The organism is Corynebacterium tuberculostearicum, from assembly GCF_016894265.1.
Classification (GTDB): domain Bacteria; phylum Actinomycetota; class Actinomycetes; order Mycobacteriales; family Mycobacteriaceae; genus Corynebacterium; species Corynebacterium tuberculostearicum_D.
This window is the reverse complement of the sequence record NZ_CP069791.1, coordinates 1430104-1445123: the sequence shown is the minus strand read 5'-3', so window position 1 is coordinate 1445123 and position 15020 is coordinate 1430104. Positions and strand designations below refer to the sequence as shown.

The 15020-nt window shown below is 58.5% G+C and carries 15 protein-coding genes; 3 read left to right on the top strand and 12 right to left on the bottom strand.

Annotation, left to right across the window (positions count from 1 at the left end; translation table 11 throughout):
• Positions 1–38: 38 nt before the first annotated feature.
• The 3 genes from rpsO to I6J28_RS06945 all read right to left on the bottom strand — a co-directional run bounded on the left by rpsO (position 39) and on the right by I6J28_RS06945 (position 2433).
• Positions 39–308 (bottom strand): 30S ribosomal protein S15, encoded by a 270-nt coding sequence (rpsO, locus tag I6J28_RS06955; protein WP_005278802.1) that lies wholly within the window; start codon positions 306–308, stop codon positions 39–41.
• Between the two features lie 169 nt (positions 309–477).
• Positions 478–1410, bottom strand: a complete 933-nt coding sequence (locus tag I6J28_RS06950) for a nucleoside hydrolase (protein ID WP_204608621.1) — start codon at positions 1408–1410, stop codon at positions 478–480.
• Positions 1411–2433, bottom strand: coding sequence for a bifunctional riboflavin kinase/FAD synthetase (locus tag I6J28_RS06945; RefSeq protein ID WP_204608618.1), 1023 nt, complete (start codon positions 2431–2433; stop codon positions 1411–1413). It lies immediately after the preceding gene.
• 23 nt (positions 2434–2456) lie between these two features.
• Here I6J28_RS06945 and truB point away from each other — a divergent pair, with 23 nt between their 5' ends.
• Positions 2457–3350 (top strand): tRNA pseudouridine(55) synthase TruB, encoded by an 894-nt coding sequence (gene truB / locus I6J28_RS06940; protein ID WP_204608615.1) that lies wholly within the window; start codon positions 2457–2459, stop codon positions 3348–3350.
• On the opposite strand, the gene I6J28_RS06935 is transcribed toward truB, so the two are convergent.
• The 5 genes from I6J28_RS06935 to rbfA form a co-directional block, all read right to left on the bottom strand.
• A complete protein-coding gene (locus I6J28_RS06935) occupies positions 3347–4021 on the bottom strand; it encodes a 4'-phosphopantetheinyl transferase family protein (protein WP_204608612.1) in 675 nt (224 codons plus the stop codon). The two genes, truB and I6J28_RS06935, sit on opposite strands and share 4 nt — an antisense overlap.
• Positions 4018–4830 (bottom strand): metallophosphoesterase family protein, encoded by an 813-nt coding sequence (locus I6J28_RS06930; RefSeq protein WP_204608609.1) that lies wholly within the window; start codon positions 4828–4830, stop codon positions 4018–4020. Before I6J28_RS06930 ends, I6J28_RS06935 begins: the two co-directional genes overlap by 4 nt.
• An 86-nt stretch (positions 4831–4916) precedes the next feature.
• A complete protein-coding gene (locus tag I6J28_RS06925) occupies positions 4917–6233 on the bottom strand; it encodes an MATE family efflux transporter (RefSeq protein ID WP_204608606.1) in 1317 nt (438 codons plus the stop codon).
• Between the two features lie 20 nt (positions 6234–6253).
• Positions 6254–7216 (bottom strand): DHH family phosphoesterase, encoded by a 963-nt coding sequence (locus I6J28_RS06920; RefSeq protein ID WP_204608604.1) that lies wholly within the window; start codon positions 7214–7216, stop codon positions 6254–6256.
• Entirely contained in the window at positions 7217–7660 is a 444-nt protein-coding gene (rbfA, locus tag I6J28_RS06915; RefSeq protein ID WP_150851478.1) for a 30S ribosome-binding factor RbfA, read from the bottom strand.
• An 865-nt stretch (positions 7661–8525) separates the two neighbouring features.
• Between rbfA and I6J28_RS06910 the strand changes: the two genes are divergently transcribed.
• A complete protein-coding gene (locus I6J28_RS06910; RefSeq protein ID WP_005325175.1) occupies positions 8526–8966 on the top strand; it encodes a hypothetical protein in 441 nt (146 codons plus the stop codon).
• A 129-nt stretch (positions 8967–9095) separates the two neighbouring features.
• Here the strand turns inward: I6J28_RS06910 and infB are convergent, their stop codons facing one another.
• From infB to rimP, 4 genes are all read right to left on the bottom strand, one after another.
• Positions 9096–11930 carry a translation initiation factor IF-2 gene (infB, locus tag I6J28_RS06905; protein WP_204608602.1) on the bottom strand — a complete coding sequence of 945 codons (2835 nt, stop codon included), beginning with the start codon at positions 11928–11930 and terminating at the stop codon, positions 9096–9098.
• A 106-nt stretch (positions 11931–12036) separates the two neighbouring features.
• The gene (locus tag I6J28_RS06900; protein WP_204608600.1) at positions 12037–12384 is read right to left on the bottom strand and encodes a YlxR family protein; all 348 of its coding nucleotides are present in this window, start codon (positions 12382–12384) and stop codon (positions 12037–12039) included.
• 84 nt (positions 12385–12468) lie between these two features.
• Positions 12469–13485 (bottom strand): transcription termination factor NusA, encoded by a 1017-nt coding sequence (gene nusA / locus I6J28_RS06895; protein ID WP_204608598.1) that lies wholly within the window; start codon positions 13483–13485, stop codon positions 12469–12471.
• Between the two features lie 23 nt (positions 13486–13508).
• Entirely contained in the window at positions 13509–14048 is a 540-nt protein-coding gene (gene rimP / locus I6J28_RS06890) for a ribosome maturation factor RimP (RefSeq protein WP_005325182.1), read from the bottom strand.
• A gap of 38 nt (positions 14049–14086) precedes the next feature.
• Between rimP and I6J28_RS06885 the strand changes: the two genes are divergently transcribed.
• Entirely contained in the window at positions 14087–14938 is an 852-nt protein-coding gene (locus tag I6J28_RS06885) for a DUF4439 domain-containing protein (protein WP_204608596.1), read from the top strand.
• Positions 14939–15020 lie beyond the last annotated feature (82 nt).

Genomic DNA, 15020 nt, shown 5'->3' with positions numbered 1-15020 from the left:
CCAAAGGGCGGGGCGAGGTGGCCGAAGCTGGGCCGAAATTAACGGCGCAGACCCAGGCGAGAGATCAGATCACGGTAGCGATCGACGTTGTTCTCAGCCAGGTACTTCAGCAGGCCACGACGGCGACCAACCATCAGCAGCAGACCACGGCGGGAGTGGTGATCGTGCTTGTGGAACTTCAGGTGCTCGGTCAAAGTATTGATGCGGGAGGTCAGCAGGGCAACCTGTGCCTCAGGGGAACCGGTATCGGTTTCGTGCAGGCCGTACTCCTTGAGGATTTCGGCCTTCTTCTCAGTGGTCAATGCCATGAGTATTTCTCCTTTATTTCAGTCCACATTATCGTGACGCATAAGCCAGCGCGATGCGCATTGCTTGTGCGTGCCGCAACTGCTGTGAACCGCAGTCGCTAAGCCAAAGAAATACCTTACAGCGCTCAGGCAGAGAAAATCAAAACCACACGGCTTCTAGGCTGTGCTTTTAGAGCTCGCTGAAGAGCGCCTCAAGTCGTCCGACAAACTCCCGCACAAAGCGCTCACTATCCACGCCCACAGCCACCCGGGCAGTAGGCGGCGCATCCAATCGCTTTTCATCCGCGATTGTCCGTCCACGGGTAGGGCCGGTGGTGTCCGTCTTGAGGTTTATAGATAGGACGTCGACAAGCGAGGCATCTGCCGCCACCGCAACGGCTAATGGATCGTGCAAACCGCACCCGCCCAAGTGCGGCGATGTGGTGGCATAAGCGCGGATATAATAGTCCACCATATCCGCAAAGATGCGGCCGGCGTGGGTGCCGGTAGCGCGCCAACGAGCGGACTCCGCCGTGGTCAAAAGGGTGCGCAAGGTAACATCCAAGCCCACCATGGTGGTATCGCTCGTGTGGCGGAAGAGGTAATCGGTAGCTTCCGGGTCCTGGGAGATATTGGCCTCGGACCACGGCGTGACGTTTCCAGGTACGGTAAGAGCACCACCCATCATCACCAGGTGCGCGGCCGCGGCAAAGGAAGGGGCCTGCTGCATGGCCGCAGCAATCGTGGTGGACGGGCCGGTCGGAATGATTACTAGATCATCGCCGTGCTCGTGCACAGCTTCGATGAGAAACTCGGCCGCTGGTTGGGACTGCGCCTGGGTGGTTGCCGGCGGAAGAAGGACCTCCCCCACGCCGTTGTGGCCGTGGATAAAGGAAGAAATCTCGCTTGGCCGAAACCCATCCGGGCTAGGCCCGGCAAAGACTGGAATATCGTCGTGGCCCAGTAGCTCTAGAAGGGCCAGTGTATTGCGCACGGCTAAGGGCACGGTCACGTTGCCGTACGTGCAGGTCACGCCGATTAGGTCCAGGTTCGGATGGGCGATGGCGTACGCCAGCGCTAGGGCATCATCAATGCCGGTATCAAGATCGAGAATCGCCTTCATTTATTTCTCCCGCAGGAAGTAGTCTTTCGCGGTCCAGCCCTGCGCCTTCGCGTCGGCAGCAAGCACCTGGCGGGCCTTGGCTACATCATTGGCCATGGCCTCAAGTAGCTCGTCTACGGAATTGAACTTCACCATATCGCGCAGGTGGCCCACAAAGTGCACCGTAGCCTCGTAGCCGTACAGGTCAGCGTCGCGGTCGAGCACGAAGGACTCAATGGAGCGCTCCTCATCGCCAAAGGTGGGGTTGGTACCTACGGAAATAGCGGCCGCATAGGCCACGCCAGGGCGCATATCCCCCTCGATAGAGGAGTCAGAGTGGACGATGAACCAGCCCGCGTACACACCATCGGCCGGGATGGCCACCGTATCCGGGAAATACTGATTGGCTGTGGGGAATCCGAGCTCCTTGCCACCACGTCCTGCGCCACGCACTACAGGCCCGGTCACGGTGAAATGGCGACCGAGCGCCCAATTAGCGGATTCGATATCCCCCTGCGCAAGGCACTCACGAATGTGGGTGGAGCAAATGCGCACGCCCTCATCATCCAGCAGCGGAACGATGTCCACACTAAAGCCAAACTCGGCACCAAAGTCCTGCATAGCCTGGGCGGTTCCGGTCGCGCCGGCGCCAAAGGTGAAGTTCTCGCCTACCACGATGTGCTGTGCTGCGAGCTTTCCTACCAATAAATCCTCTACGTAGGGACGTGGCTCCACCCCAGCAAGGTCGCGGGTGAAGTCAATAACAAGCACGGCTGCAATGCCCATCTCTTCGGCCAATTCCAGTCGCCGTTCAAAACTCAGCACCGCCAGGGGCGCACGCTCCGGGAGGAATACCGACACCGGGTGCGGGTCAAAGGTCACCATGACAGGGCGCTCACCATGAGCGCGTGCATGCTCCACGCAGGCGGAGATGAGCTGCTGATGGCCGCGGTGCAGGCCGTCAAAGACGCCGATGGTTACTGACGTTGGGCCCACTTCCGCAGGGATGTCATCGATTCCGTACCAAATATCCACGCAGACCATCGTAGAGCATAGACTTAGAGGCTATGACTGATGCGCTCGCAAACTCCGGACTCGTCATCGTAGACAAACCCGCCGGCATGACCTCCCACGATGTTGTCGGCCGCCTACGCAGGTACTTTCACACCAAGAAGGTAGGCCACGCCGGCACTCTAGACCCCATGGCCACCGGCGTGCTTGTCCTTGGCTTGGAGCGTGGCACCAAGTTCTTGGCCCACATGGTTGCCTCCACTAAGTCCTACGACGCCACCATTCGCCTCGGCGCCGCCACCACAACCGATGACGCCGAAGGAGAACACTGCTGGGGCGCTAGCGCTGCGGCCATTGACCGCACCGCAATCGAGGCAGAGATTGCCAAGCTCACCGGCGATATTATGCAAAAGCCCGCGGCCGTATCCGCTATTAAAATTAACGGCCGCCGCGCCCATGAGCTAGTACGCGAGGGCCAGGAGGTAGACATTCCCGCCCGCCCAGTAACGGTAGATAAGTTTGACGTTCTGGCAGAGCGCCACGAGGGCGACTACATCGATCTTGACGTCACGGTGGATTGCTCTTCCGGCACCTATATTCGCTCCCTGGCCCGCGATCTGGGCGAGGCCCTGCAGGTGGGCGGGCACCTGACCGCCTTGCGTCGCACTAAGGTGGGCCCTTTTGCGCTTGCCGACGCCCTCTCGCTCGACGCCCTTGCCGATTCCCCTCGCCTTTCCCTCAGCTTGGATGAGGCCTTGGCTCGCTGCTTCCCCGTCCTTTCCGTCACGGAGGAGGAGGCAGCCGCCCTCGCCATGGGCAAGTGGCTTGAGCCCCGCGGACTCAAGGGCGTCCACGCTGCTGTGGCCCCTAATGGCCAAGCCGTGGCGCTCATTAAAGAAAAAGGCAAGCGCCTAGCCACCGTATTTGTGGCACGGCCCTCTACCCTTTAGTGGCTAAAGTCTAAAGCCGGAACCGAGGTGGAGACGATAACGTAGCCATCTCTGATTACCCAGCGCCCGGTGATAAAAGGCACCGGTGTGGGCCTAGCCAAAATATAGGAAATTAACGTGCCATCCTCGCGCAGGTCGATTTCTGCTTGGTCAAAGTCCAGCCAGCGAAAGGTCATGGGAAACCACGACTTATACGTGGCCTCTTTGGCGCAGAAGAGCAAACGATCCGGGCAGGTAATCCCCGCCTCACGCAGCCGCAAAAGCTGCGGCATCTCCCCCGCCCGGGCGATCATGGTGAGCACATGATCCGGCAGCGGTTCGGCGGGTTCTGCATCCAGGCCTACGGATTTTAAGGATGAGGTAGGGGCAACCACCGCAGCCCGCATCCCCTCGGTATGCGTCATCGAGCCTACAAAACCTTCTGGCCACAGCGGCATGCCGCGCTCACCGCGCAAAATCGGCGTCGCCGGGCTGGCCCCCAATTCCTGCAAGGCTCGGTGCGCACACCACCGAGCATCACCGAACTCGGCCTTGCGTACATCAACGGCCTGGGAAACCAAAGACTTTTCTTCGGCCGCGAGGCCTTCAAAATTAGCCAAATCCGCGTAACCCGAATCCGTGCGTACATAGCAATAGCGCGCACTTTCAGGAAATAGCTCTGGATACATCATCGTGCCTCCTCCCCTTCAAAAGAACGCAGTACCGGATACGGCCACGCCTGGGCGCTGTCGCGCCCCTGCCATTCGCGTGGATACCCCAATGACGTCTCGATGTGGTCAACGCCATCCACATTCATGCGAGACGGCATATGCAGGTGCCCATAGATGACCGACTCCGCGTTATAGCGCCGCGGCCACGACCGCGTATGCCTGGTTCCGCACCACAAGGCAATTTCCGGAAAGCGCAACAGCATGGTTGGTTCTTGGACCAACGGCCAATGGTTAACCAGCACGGTAGGACCATGTACTCGGGAAAGGCGCTTGATGGAATAGGCCAACCTGTCCCAACACCACGCCCGCACGTCTACGAAGGGGGCGATGGCGAACTCATCGGTCATCATCAGTTGTTTTGCGCGCGCCGCGTCAATGGCTTCGTCCACGCTAAGGCCATGCGGACGGAAACTGTAATCATACAAAGTAAATAGCGGAACGATGGTAGTCCCGTGAAATACCGGATACGGGTCTTCTGGAGTAATAACTCCAATTTCCCTGCACCTTTCCACCAGGTGCGCATACTTATCTCGACCTTGATAGCGGTCCTGAGAGCGGGAGAATAGCTCATGGTTACCCGGCACCCAGATAACCCTGGCATAGCGATCATTGAGCTGGCGCAAAATACGAATAATGAGATCGGTGCGTTCTGCAACGTCCCCGGCCACGATGAGCCAATCTGCGGGATCGGGCGGGGTGAGCTGATCAATGCGCTCGCTATTGGTTTTGACCGCTCCATGCAGGTCAGAAACCGCCCACACTGTTGGCATAGGTTTCTCACCCGCCTTCCTAGAGTCTGCGCGCTGCACGGAGCCGAGCACCGCGCGAGAGTATGAACACGCCCACTTTAGCGCAGCTAGCGCTTCTGTACTACGGCCCATTTCATCGAACGGAACCGGTAGACCACACCCACCATGCGGAAAGCAATGAAAGCGGCGAGGCCACACCACACGCCGGTTAAGCCTGTACCCATGAAGTGCGCCAAGATAACGCCCGGCAAAAATCCCACCAGGACCGAAGAAATGGTCAGCGTGCGCAGGAACGCAGCATCGCCCGCGCCCAGCAAGACACCATCGAAGGCGAAGACCACGCCACCGCCGATAACCATGGCTACCAGGATCCACCACGGCTGGGAGATGGCATCGAGCACTTCCGGAGCGGAGGTGAAGATGCGCGGAATAATCCCTGCACCAGCAGCAAATACGACAGCCAAGAGACCAGAGAAAATCGTAGAGTACAACGCCACCTTGCTGCCCACGCTGCGTGCGTGCCGCGCAGAGCCAGCACCAAGGGCCGCACCAGTCAATGTTTGCGCGGCAATGGCCAACGAATCCAAGATGAGGGACATGAAGTTCCACAGCTGCATCATGATCTGGTGACCGGCCAAAGAAGCGGTACCAACGCGGGAAACCACAGCCGTGGCGGTAAGGAAGGCCACCTGGAAACTAGCCGAACGCAGGATGAGATCGCGGCCTAATATGAGCTGTTCGCGTACCACATGCCATTGAAATTGCCAGGAGCCGGTGTGTTCCTTATGCAATTCGCGGACGAATAGCGCAGCAATAATGCTCATGCCTAATACCGTGGCAATAGCCGAGCCTGCCAGCCCCCAGAAATGGACGAAGATGGGCACCGCAATAGCGCCGGGAATCATGCCAGACAAGGTAAAGTACAGCGGCTTCTTCGTATCTTGGACACCGCGCATCCAGCCATTTCCGGCCATCTCCACCAAAGTAACGGGAATAGCCAGTGCTGCGATGCGCAGCCACAAGGCCGTACCGGCGGCCGTGGTGGGATCACCGGTTAAGGCGCGGGCAAATACTCCGCCGAAAATCCACATGATTACCGCGAGCAGCCCGCCTACTCCTAGAGCCACATAGGTGGCCTGCACGCCTTCTGCAACCGCCGCTTCGCGCTTGCCGGAGCCAAAGAGACGGGCAGAGCGAGCAGTCGTGCCGTAGGACAAGAAAGTCAACTGCGTCGTCACCACGGAGTGAATTGTGGTGGCTGCAGCAAGCGAGGCAAGCTCTTGGGCACCAAGACGACCGACAACCGCGGTATCTAGCAAAAGGTAGAGCGGCATGGCCGCAAGTACGCCAAGCGCGGGAAACGCGAGGCCAAAGACCTCGCGTGCGGTTACCGTGCCGGCGGTGGAGCGATCCTGAGCGTTCATTCCATCCGTCTGCCTATTTCTCATTGGATAGCGGCCACCAATTCCTTAATAATCTTTTCCGGCGCCCCGTGGGCGGTATAACCTGCGGCCGGTACATGCCCGCCGCCGCCGAAGGTAAGCGCTACCGAAGAACAATCAATGCGAGAAGAACGCAAGGAAACCGCCCACACCTCCGGAGCTTGTTCCTTAAACACCACGCCGACGGTGGTTCCTTCTAGCGCGCGAACGAACTCCACTAGTGATTCGACAGCCGAATCGGAATGTCCCTGGATATCTTCCAGCCGCGCGACGAGAATGCCAAGGGTATGCTCCCCTGCTTCTTCGAGGCGCAAACCGGCCAATACCCTACCGATCATCTGCAGATCGTCCGGAGTGGTGGAATCTAAAAGGTCAGCTGCGATCTGCTTGGTATCGAGATCGTAGTGCATGAGGCGGGTGGCAATATCGTGCATAGCCGGCCTACCCCAGCGGAAACTGCCAGTATCAGTCATCAAACCGGCATATAAGCAGTGCGCAATATGACGATCAATCTGAATCTCCAGTGAATCCAAGATGCTCAGCAACACCACGGTGGTGGATTCGCATTCAGTATCCACGACATTGATGGCACCGAATCCTGGATTAGAAGAATGATGGTCAATGCACAGAACTCGGCCCTGCTTGGCTAGCTGATCAATCCGATCCGCAAAGAACCCCGTTCGGTCCAAAGAACCACAATCAACGGTGACGTAGAGGTCATAGCCTTCCGGCAGCTTAAGGCTAGTGGTGACGTCGTCGGCGGCAGGAATGGTGTAAAGGTTACGGGAAATTTCCCGCTCCTGGCCCACAACGGCACACACGTCTTTGCCCCGTTGGCGCAGCGCGAGCAGCAACGCCGCAGCAGAGCCGATGGCATCGGCATCCGGCCGCAGGTGCGTCACAATGCAGATGCTGTGAGCATCGTGCAAAGCGGCAACTGCCGGCTCATATTGCTTCTTAGTCACTTAAGCCTCGTCTTCATCGGAGGTCTTATACGGGTTCGCATCCCCTGCCGGCTGGGCGTTTTCCTTCAGCTTTGCCAGTTCTTCATCGCGGGCGCGAGCACGGGCCAGAAGTTCTTCCATATGAGCAGAGGCCTCCGGAACGGTATCGACCTCGAAGGTTAGCGTCGGGGTAAACCGCACCGAGAGTTGATCGCCCACAATCTTGCGCAGCTGACCTTTAGCGCGCTTGAGGGCTTCTTCTGCTTGTGCGAAGTCTGGCTCGGAGTCAATGTCTTTTCCGCGCACGGTATAAAAAACGGTGGCATCGTGCAGGTCGCCCGTCACTCGAGTATCTGTGATGGTCACCAACTCGAGGCGGCGATCCTTGATCTCGCGTTCTATGGCACTCGCCACGATTTCCTTAATACGCTTGGCCATTCGTGCAGCACGCGCGTGGTCAACCATGGTGCAACTCCCTCTCCGTCGAACTATCGATCTCTACCAAGATCTATAAAATTGTGTCCATCTTACATTACTCCGCATGCATGTCCTGTGGCAGAAAATTAACTGCACATGAAGGCAATTCTGAGGATCTCGAACATGCAATAAAACCATATATATATATCTTATGGACCCCTTGAATTAAAACGTTTCCGAAACTATGGTCAAAAGTGTTTCACCCCACCACGAGCTTGAATGGAGAAACGTGAAACCTTATAAAATAGCCGCATCGATCACTACCGCCGCTTGTATCCTCGGCGGCTTTGCAGTCCCTCCAGCCTCTGCCACAAATGAAACGCTTAACGATCCCCCTCAATTCGTCATTCTCAATGTAGATTCTGACGGCGCCCCAAGCCTGCAACCATATTCCACAGGGGGAAAGAAGCCCGGGAGATCCTGTTCCTGCTTGCATTCATTCTGAGAAGGAAAAGGGCGCAATTCAAGTCTATAACGATTGCGATTTTGATATGAACGTCAAAGTATTCGTTGCATTTGATTTCGACACACAATGCCTGTTGGTAAAAGCACATTCGCGGAGGAACTTTGAATGGTCTCCGACAAAGCGAATGGACGGTATTCAAGAATGCTAGATACACGCAGCAGAATGAGGACCCTAATCATCGCGATTGTATCAGCATTTTCCCCCCTTCTTTCCTCAAATATTGCCACCGCCGACATCGGAAACTTCCTTTATGACACAAAAGATCAGTGTGAAAGATCGCTGAAGGAGTTACGTAAAGACCCAGCGACAGCTAATTGGGCGAGAAGAGCAAGTTGCAATTACGAAAGCAACTGGGGAAACGGAGTATGGCATCTAAGGACCTAGGATTTGCAAGACCAAAACCAATCTAAGCCAGAAACAGCGAGCGTCACGCCCCAGCCTTTAAATGAGTTTCACGCCGATGCTCCGAACAAAGCAGCAAGCTGCCTCGAAAGGGCTAAACTCACGCAAGAGTGGCTAAACGATCAAGAACAGATTAGTGAAGTGGTACTGCACAGGTTGCTCACTTCCAGCACAAAAGCCGAAGAAGGAAGAATAGGAATCACCTACGTTTTGGGCCAATGGCTACTTTCGAAACGCACTGGAACGTGGTCGGACTTGGCCCACGGCGAGGCTACGGAAAATAGTATCGGCCTTCGGTTCAACGATGGCAACAAGGAAATGCTCCCACTTGAGGACTGGGTATTCGACCTGCTTGGTGAGCCCCAAATCAAGGCCGAAAAATTTCTTGCATTCCTCAACTTCTCTGCTAAACAAGGCACGCATTAGCAAACCCAACTTGTCGTAAACCTGTCTAGATAGTTTAAATACTAAAGTTCAGCAGAAGCTGCAAATAAAATCGCCAGGGCTTCCCCAATCGGGGAAACACCTGGCGATTTTATTTACGCCGCTTGCGGACTAGGTACGCGGAACCTCGACCTCTTCGTAGGCCTGGATGATGTCGCCTACCTGAATATCCGGGTAAGAGAGCACCATACCGCACTCGTAGCCGGCCTTGATTTCGGTTGCGTCATCTTTTTCATGGCGCAAGGATTCAATCTTGGCGTCGGCAGTGATGACGTTGTTATCGCGCAGCAGGCGAACCTTGCCGTTGCGGACAACCTTGCCCTCGGTAACCATGCAGCCGGCGATGGTACCCACCGCGGAGGACTTGAACAGGGCGCGGATTTCGGCAGCACCGGTGTCGCGTTCCTCGTAAATCGGCTTGAGCATGCCCTTGAGCGCAGCCTCGACCTCTTCGATGGCCTTGTAGATGATCGTGTAGTAACGAATATCCACGCCCTCTTGGGTAGCCATCTCCGTCGCCTTGCCCTCCGCACGAGTGTTGAAGGCAATAATGACGGCGTCGGAAGCCGCTGCAAGAGATACGTTGGTCTCGGTCACAGCACCGACACCACGGTCGATGATGTTGAGCTCGACTTCGTCCTCGGTCTTGATATCCAGCAGGGCATCTTCCAGTGCCTCGACGGAACCGGCGTTGTCGCCCTTGAGGATGAGGTTGAGGGTCGAAGTCTCCTGCAATACCTTGTCCAGATCCTCCAGGGAGACGCGCTTTCGCTGCTTGGCCTGCAGGGCAGAGCGCTTGCGCGCATCACGCTGGTTAGCAATCTGGCGGGCGACGCGGTCATCTTCCACCACGAGCAGGTTATCGCCTGCACCCGGCACACCGGACAGGCCCTGGACCTGCACCGGACGGGATGGGCCAGCCTCTTTGACGTCTTCGCCGAACTCATCGAGCATGCGGCGGACACGACCGTGCGCATCACCGACGACGATTGAGTCACCCACGTGCAAGGTACCGCGCTGAATGATGACCGTTGCCACCGGACCACGGCCGCGATCCAGGTGCGACTCAATGGCCACGCCCTGTGCGTCCATGTCCGGGTTAGCGGTCAGCTCCAAGGCGGCATCCGCGGTCAGGATGACCGACTCAAGCAACTGGTCAATGTTCTTGCCCTGCTTCGCGGAGATATCCACGAACATGGTGTCACCGCCGTACTCTTCCGGAACCAGGCCGTACTCGGTGAGCTGGCCACGGATCTTATCCGGCTGAGCTTCCGGCTTATCCACCTTGTTCACAGCCACGACGACCGGAATATCAGCAGCCTTGGCGTGGTTGATGGCCTCCACGGTCTGTGGCATGACGCCGTCATCGGCGGCAACCACGAGGATGGCCAAGTCGGTGGACTTAGCACCACGGGCACGCATGGCGGTAAAGGCCTCGTGGCCCGGGGTATCCAGGAAGGTGATGGTGCGCTCGCCGTCCACGTCCACCGTGGTTTGGTAGGCACCAATGCCCTGGGTGATACCGCCTTCCTCGCGGGCGCCCTCGTTGGTCTTACGGATGGCGTCCAACAGGCGGGTCTTACCGTGGTCAACGTGACCCATAACGGAGACGACTGGAGGACGATTCTCCAGTGCTTCCTCGTCGCCTTCGTCCTCGCCGAACTTCAGGTCGAAGGACTCGAGCAGCTCGCGGTCCTCGTCCTCAGGGGAGACGACCTCGACGTTGTAGTTGATCTCGGAGCCAAGCAGCTGCAGCGTATCTTCCGATACGGAAGCGGTTGCCGTCACCATTTCACCGAGGTTGAACAGTGCCTGCACCAGTGCTGCTGGATCCGCGCCGATCTTCTCGGCGAAGTCAGATAGGGATGCGCCACGACGCAGGCGGACGGTCTGGCCCTTGCCGTCTGGCAAGCGCACGCCGCCTACGACATGCTTTTGCTGCTCCTCGTACTCATGGCGCTTCTGACGCTTGGACTTCTTGCCCTTACGTGGAGCGCCACCTGGGCGGCCGAATGCACCCGCGGTGCCGCCGCGACGTCCGCCGCGTCCGCCTCCGCGGAAACCGCCTGAACGGCCACCACCTGGGCCACCGTGACTCGGACCACCGCGACCGCCTCGACCGCGACCACCACGTCCACCGCCGCTCGGTGCCTTAGACGGCATCGACGCAGGGTTCGGGTGGGACGGCATCATGGCCGGGGATGGACGACGACCGCCGCCGCCCTGGTTATTGCCACCCTGGCGGTTATTTCCGCCCTCGTTCTGGCCACCGCGCTTACCGCGGTTATCGCCTGGCTTATTGCCGCCACGCTGCCCCTTGGAGCCGCCTGGGCGGGGGCCCGGACGGTTGTCGCCGCCACCCGTGGAGAACGGGTTATTGGCTACGCGACGGGAACCGCCTGGCTTCGGCATTGGACGAGGCATGGAATTGCCTGGGGTCGGGCGCTCGCCCGACTTCTTGCCGCCAGCCTGTCCTGGCTTCGGTGCGCCCTGGCCAGGCTTCGGTGCGCCCTGGCCAGGCTTCGGTGCAGCAGGCTTAGCACCAGGCTTCGGGGCAGCTGGCTTTGCGCCCGGCTTAGCAGCAGCACCCTGTCCCGGCTTCGGTGCGCCCTGGCCAGGCTTCGGTCCAGCGGCCTTCGCGCCTGGCTTTGGCGCCTCTGCGCCCGGCTTGGGTGCAGCGGCCTTCGCACCTGGCTTAGGAGCGCCCTCCTTTGTAGTGCTCTTAGCGGCACCCTTGGCAGGCTTATTGTCTTGCTTCTTCTCGGCGGCGTCATCGCCGCCCGACTGTGCTTCATAATGAGCTCGCATCTTCTTAATCACCGGCGGTTCGATGGTGGAAGAAGCAGTCTTTACAAACTCACCCTGTTCTTTCAGGGTGGCGAGCAGTTCCTTGCTGGTTACTCCGAGCTGCTTTGCGAGCTCGTGAACACGTAGCTTTCCGGGCACTTGTCTCCTCTTGGTATCGACTAGGAGTCAAGGCCGCGGAAACTGGCCTGACCCCTAGTTAGGTGTGTAGGACTTTCATCGCTGATGCTTCATCGTTGTGCGCTCATCAGTGTTCGGTCTTCCTTTGTAACTCTGGTTCGTACGAATCCAACGCGGCGTTTTCCACGCTAGGTACCTGTCCGCTATGCGCTTCCAAGTACTGCCGTACCTGACCTGTGTCCACGGGTGCGGACGTTCGAAGCGCGCGCTTGAAGGCGCGTTTGCGCTCCGCTAGCTCGAGTGCAGAAAGAGTGGGGCTAATCCACGCCCCACGGCCGGGAAGCCGGCGGTGTGGATCTGCTACCAGACGGCGGCCGTGCGGATCATCGTGGTCAATGACCACCCGTAGCAAGTCCGTATCTGGCAGGCGGCGGCGAGTAGCGATGCAGGTCCGGAGTCTTACTCTCTCAGACATTCAACTCCTTACTTTTCGCGTCGCCAATATGCCCCAATCTGCAACTGGGCCGTTTACTAGCCTACGCTACAAAAGCGCAGATCCTTAATTAGCGTCAGCGTCCGAGTGAATATCGATCTTCCAACCGGTCAAACGGGCAGCAAGACGGGCATTCTGCCCCTCTTTACCAATAGCCAGAGACAGCTGGTAATCCGGCACCACCACGCGCGCGATTTGCGCCTCGTTGTCTACAACGGTGACCTTGACCACCTTCGAGGGAGCCAATGCGTTGCCTACGTAGACCGTTGGATCCTCGCTGAAGTCGATAATGTCAATCTTTTCACCGCCAAGCTGGCGCATGATGTTATTGACGCGCTGACCGCGCGGGCCAATGCAGGCACCCTTAGCGTTCAGGCCCTTGGCATGGCCCACAACAGCCACCTTGGAACGGTGTCCTGCCTCGCGGGCGATGGCAATCATTTCTACGGTGCCATCAGCAACTTCGGGAACTTCGAGCTCGAAAAGGCCACGCACCAGCTCCGGGTGGGTGCGGGAGAGATTGATCTGTACCTGGGCGCCATTGCGGTTAACGCCTACGACATAGGCCTTAATGCGGTCACCATGCTCGAGCTTTTCACCCGGAATCTGCTCAGCCGGCAGCAAGATGCCATCCTGGGACTCCAGCTCAGAGCCCAGCTGGACCACGACGATGCCGCGGGCATTAGCGCGCGCATCGCGCTGGACGATGCCGCTGACAACGCGGCCGGTAAGCTCCGAGTAGGAATCATAGGTGCGCTCTGCCTCGGCCTCGCGCAACTTGCGCAGGATGGCCTCGCGCACGGCCTGTGCGCCCACGCGTCCAAAGTTTTCCGGGGTGTCATCGTATTCGGTGGTTACTTCCCCAGTTTCTGGGTCGCGCTCCGAGACAATGACGCTGACCGCACCGGTGATGGCGTCGATATCGACGCGGGACTTGGCGCCTTCTACCTTGCCGCCAGCATTAGACTCGCGGTAATCCAGGTAGGAATACAACAAGGCACCCGCAATCGCTTCCAGCAAGTCATTTACGGGGACGTTGCGCTCGGACTCGATGGTACGAAGTGCCTGTAGATCAATATTCACTTGTCATTCCTCTCGGTTGCCGGTTAATTCTCGGCTTCTTCAAACGTCTTTCGCACTGCCTCTAGCTCCTGTTCGGACGGCTGTGCAAACTCAATTTCTACCACTGCCCGGGCAATGTTTTCCAATCGTTCGGCGCGCGCCTGCACGTCCTTTTTGCTTGCCGTGATGAGGATTACGGCATCGGCGGCGTCGTTAAGCGCGCCAATGCGCGCCGATTGAGTCTTGCCATCGCCAAGGTCAAAGGAGACCTTGCGCCCCCGATTGCGGCGCCAGTGGCGCGGGGCGGTGAGCGGCAAGTCCACACCGGGGGTGGAGACCTCCAAGGTATAGCCGGCGCCGAAGTTCAGCTCTCCTTGCGCTTCCTTGTCATCAAAGAAGGCAGAAATCTCGTTGGATACTTCCTCCAGCACATCGGAGCTAGGGCGTTTATCGCCGTCAATACGGATAATGACCTGGGATTTCTTTCCCGCCTTGGTGGTTTTAATATCTTCTACGTCCAATCCCCGCTCAGCCAGTTTGGGTTGCAGGAGATCGGTCAATTGTTGTGCATCTGGGAAAGCCATGCCCACTAGCCTACGTGCTACGAGGTACAGTCTTTTGCGTGAACCGCCGACGTTTAGCTTTGACCCTCGTAGCCACAACCGCCACCCTGCCCGCCTTGGCTGGGTGCCAAGCGGTTGATTCCGTCGTCGACTATTTTGGCCCGCGGCCAGAAAGCAGGCTGCTGGCGCTTGCCGACGCCGCCGCAACCGACGCCTTGTCCCTCAGCGGCGTCGATGACCATGCCGCAGGGCTGCGCAGCTCCCAGGCGGACGCCCTGTATGCCGAAATTACGCGGCTATGCGGCACGGATGATGCTGGCAATCCCCCACGCTCCTGCGAGGTAGAGCGCCCTACCGAGGCCAATCACGCCGCAGACTCTGGTGAAATTATGGAGAATGCCGCCTCCGCTACCACCGAGGCCGCCGATGAGGTCACCGTTGAATCGCGCACCCTAGTTACCGAGCAGGCCATCGCGCTCAATGCCTGGCTGCCCGGCGATGCCCCGGATATCCCCGAGCTTTCCCAACCGGAGCAAAAAAGCGCTGCCGATCTTCTGAGCTGGGAGTATGAGCAGGTATACGGTCTAGATTTCGCCCGCGCCTACGTTGGCCCCGAGCACGAGGATAAGGTGGATCATCGCCTCGCTGTTCATCATCGCCGCATCGACGCCCTCCAGGACGCACTTGCCCGTTACGGCAACATTCCGCAGCCGGAGTCGGCCTATACCTCCGGAGAGCAAGAACTGCCCCACGATTCTGCTTCCGCCCTGGCCTTTATCGATGGCCTTGCCGAACACGACGGCCGCAAGTGGTCCGCTGCCGCAACGGGTGCAGCGCAGGAAGAATCCCCGGATCAGGAATGGGTTACGTGGCTCATTGGCATCGCGGCAGAGTCCCACGGCATGCGCTAGACCACTACCACCCCGGCCAGCCCCCACCTGTCCATCCCCTGACAACGGGCCAGCGAAATGGCAGCAACCTCTACGGCCCTAT

Bases quoted from the DNA above. Each gene is read 5' to 3' on its own strand.
- rpsO (WP_005278802.1), bottom strand. From the start codon at position 308: ATGGCATTGACCACTGAGAAGAAGGCCGAAATCCTCAAGGAGTACGGC.
- I6J28_RS06930 (WP_204608609.1), bottom strand. From the start codon at position 4,830: ATGCCAACAGTGTGGGCGGTTTCTGACCTGCATGGAGCGGTCAAAACC.
- I6J28_RS06945 (WP_204608618.1), bottom strand. From the start codon at position 2,433: ATGGTCTGCGTGGATATTTGGTACGGAATCGATGACATCCCTGCGGAA.
- I6J28_RS06935 (WP_204608612.1), bottom strand. From the start codon at position 4,021: ATGATGTATCCAGAGCTATTTCCTGAAAGTGCGCGCTATTGCTATGTA.
- I6J28_RS06900 (WP_204608600.1), bottom strand. From the start codon at position 12,384: ATGTCTGAGAGAGTAAGACTCCGGACCTGCATCGCTACTCGCCGCCGC.
- rbfA (WP_150851478.1), bottom strand. From the start codon at position 7,660: ATGGTTGACCACGCGCGTGCTGCACGAATGGCCAAGCGTATTAAGGAA.
- truB (WP_204608615.1), top strand. From the start codon at position 2,457: ATGACTGATGCGCTCGCAAACTCCGGACTCGTCATCGTAGACAAACCC.
- rimP (WP_005325182.1), bottom strand. From the start codon at position 14,048: ATGGCTTTCCCAGATGCACAACAATTGACCGATCTCCTGCAACCCAAA.
- I6J28_RS06925 (WP_204608606.1), bottom strand. From the start codon at position 6,233: ATGAACGCTCAGGATCGCTCCACCGCCGGCACGGTAACCGCACGCGAG.
- I6J28_RS06950 (WP_204608621.1), bottom strand. From the start codon at position 1,410: ATGAAGGCGATTCTCGATCTTGATACCGGCATTGATGATGCCCTAGCG.